We start from the raw sequence: 3,174 nt of genomic DNA on the forward strand, positions 1-3,174 counted from the left end.
GCACCAGCGCGGGCGCCGGCCGCCTTGGGCAACGGCAGCAGCACGGTCTTCTGCGTGGCCCGGTACTGCGCGGCCGGGTACATGCGCTTGAGCCGCATCTGCTGCGAGTCCAGCAACTCCAGCGGCCCGACGCGCAGCCGCGACCCGGCCAGCACGATCTCGCGCACCCGGTACTTCTGGGCCACCAACCGCAGCCGCGCCACCGACACCACCCGCCGGGCCTCGACGGGCAGCGGGCCGTAGCGGTCGAGCAGTTCCTCGACCACGGCGTCGATGTCGGCGGGCTCGCGCGCTTGCGAGAGCTTGCGGTAGGCCTCGAGCCGCAGGCGGTCGCCGTCGACGTACTCGGGCGGGATGAACGCGTCGACGGGCAGCTCGATGCGGATCTCGCCGAGCTCCTCCTCGACCTCCACCTGCTCGCCGTCGGCGATCGCCCGGTAGGCCTCCACCGCCTCGCCGACAAGACGGATGTAGAGGTCAAAGCCGACGCCGGCGATGTGCCCGGACTGCTCGGCGCCCAGCACGTTGCCGGCGCCGCGGAGTTCGAGGTCCTTCATGGCCACGGCCATGCCGGCGCCGAGGTCGTTGTTCTGCGCGATGGTCGCGAGCCGGTCGTAAGCGGTCTCGGTCAGCGGCTTCTCGGGGTCGTACAAGAAGTAGGCATAGCCGCGCTCGCGGGACCGGCCGACGCGCCCGCGGAGCTGGTGCATCTGCGACAGTCCGAGCTGGTCGGAGCGGTCGACGATCAGCGTGTTGGCGTTGGAGATGTCCAGTCCGGTCTCGACGATGGTCGTACACACCAGCACGTCGTACTCGCGGTTCCAGAACCCGCCGACGGTCTGCTCGAGCTGCTCCTCCCCCATCTGCCCGTGCGCCACCACGACGCGCGCCTCGGGTACGAGGTCGCGGATGCGGGCGGCGGTGGAATCGATGGTCCGGACGCGATTGTGTACGTAGAACACCTGGCCCTCGCGCAGCAGCTCGCGCCGGATGGCGGCGGCGACGTGCTTGTCCGAGTAGGCGCCGACGTACGTCAGGACGGGCAGGCGTTCCTCGGGCGGGGTGAGGATCTGGCTCATCTCGCGGATCCCGGCCAGCGACATCTCGAGCGTGCGCGGGATCGGCGTGGCGGACATGGTCAGCACGTCGACGTGGGTGCGCAGGGAGGTGATGTGCTCCTTGTGCTCCACGCCGAAGCGCTGCTCCTCGTCCACGATCACCAGGCCGAGGTTCTTCCACCGCACACCCGTGGCGAGCAGGCGGTGGGTGCCGATCACCACGTCGACCGTGCCGTCGGCCAGCCCGGCGAGGATCTTCTTGGCATCCGCGTCAGAGGTGAAGCGACTGAGCCCCCGTACGGTCACGGGGAACCCGGTCATGCGCTCCTCAAACGTGGCGAGGTGCTGCTGCGCGAGCAGGGTGGTGGGCACGAGCACCGCGACCTGGGTGCCGTCCTGCACGGCCTTGAACGCGGCGCGCACGGCGACCTCGGTCTTGCCGTAGCCCACATCGCCCACCACCACGCGGTCCATGGGCGCGGGCTTCTCCATATCGCCCTTGACCTCCTCGATCGCGCTGAGCTGATCGATGGTCTCGGTGAACGGGAACGCGTCCTCCATCTCGCGCTGCCACGGGGTGTCGGGGCCGAAGGCGCGGCCGGGCGCGGACTGCCGCTTGGCGTACAGCTGCACCAGCTCAGTGGCGATCTCGCGGACGGCCTTGCGGGCCTTGCGCTTGGTGTTCTGCCAGTCGGCGCCGCCCATCTTGGACAGGGTCGGGGCCTCGCCGCCCACGTACCGGCTGAGCTGGCCGAGCGATTCCATGGGCACGTACAGCCGGTCGCCGGCGGCGCCGCGTTTGCCGGGCGCGTACTCGATCACCAGGTATTCGCGCCGCGAGGAGCCGTCGCCGCCGCGCACCTGCCGCTCGACCATCTCCACGAATCGCCCGATGCCGTGCTGATCGTGCACCACCAGGTCCCCGGCCTTGAGCGCGAGCGGGTCGACCTGGTTGCGGCGCTTGGAGTGCCGCGCCTTGGGGCGCGTCGTGGAACCGAGTCGGTTACCCGTGAGGTCGGTTTCGGAGACGACGACGAGGTCGCCATCCGCCCCATTCCCGCCGGCATTGAGGACGAACCCGGCGTGGAGGACCGCCTCGTAGACGGTGACCCGACCGTCAGCGGGTGCCGCGCCGGCCGACGCGGCGATAGCCGGGACCTCCGCCTCGGCCAGGCGCTCCTTGATGCGGTCGACGGTGCCGTGGCCGGGCACCACTACCGCGGCCCGCCCACCTGCGGCAACGAGCGCGCGCAGCCGGGTGAACATGGCCTCCATCTCGGCGTCCTTGCCGCGCGGGGCAGGCGGGTCGCCGGCCGCAACGGTGATCGCCAGACCATCCTCGGGCTCGGTGAGGAAGCCGCTGGGCACGAGCTGCCACCACGGCACCCCGGCCTCGGCGGCCTCGGAGCGGATCGCGGAGAACGTGCGGTACCCGGAGCCGGAGAGGTCGAGCGTCTCGCTGTCGACGGGGGCATCGCCGCCCATGGTGGCCGCGGTCCACGAGGCCTCGAGGAATTCGCGACCGGCCGCGGCCAGGTCGCCGGCGCGGCGGCGGACCTTGTCCGGATCGCACACCACCACGCGGGTGCCGGAGGGCATGAGCATCGGCAGCGTGGCCATCTCGCCGGGCACGAGCACCGAGGTCAGCGCCTCCATGCCGTCGCGCGGGATGCCCTCGGCGAGCGATTCGAGAAGCTCCACCAGCGTCGGGTTCGCATCGTGCTCGAGGGCCAGTTCGCGGGCCCGCTCGCGCACCGCGTCGTCGAGCAGCAGTTCGCGGCACGGGTACAGCGTCGCGGACTCGAGCTCGCCCTCGGGCAGGGAGCGCTGGTCGGCCACCGAGAACTCGCGGATCTCGGCGATCGTGTCGCCGTCGAACTCGATGCGCAGCGGGTGGTCGGCGGTCGTGGGGAACACGTCCACGATGCCGCCGCGCACGGCCACGTCGCCGCGGCGGGCCACCATGTCCTCGCGCACGTACGCGAACTCGGTCAGCTCCACCAGCAGGTCGGTCGGGTCGAGCTCCGCGCCCTTGGCCAGCCGCACCGGCTCCCGGCGCGCCGCCCCCGGGGAGATGGGCTGCACCACCGATCGCGCCGCCGCCACCACGACCCGC

1 protein-coding gene is annotated in these 3,174 nt (G+C 71.6%); it reads right to left on the reverse strand.

Translation table 11 applies throughout. The features are described from left to right. Nucleotides 1-3,174 (reverse strand): transcription-repair coupling factor (gene mfd, locus G6016_RS14135; protein ID WP_182633262.1); only part of this gene is annotated, 3,174 nt, incomplete at both ends.

This window comes from Dietzia aerolata (assembly GCF_014144865.1).
Classification (GTDB): Bacteria; Actinomycetota; Actinomycetes; order Mycobacteriales; family Mycobacteriaceae; genus Dietzia; species Dietzia aerolata.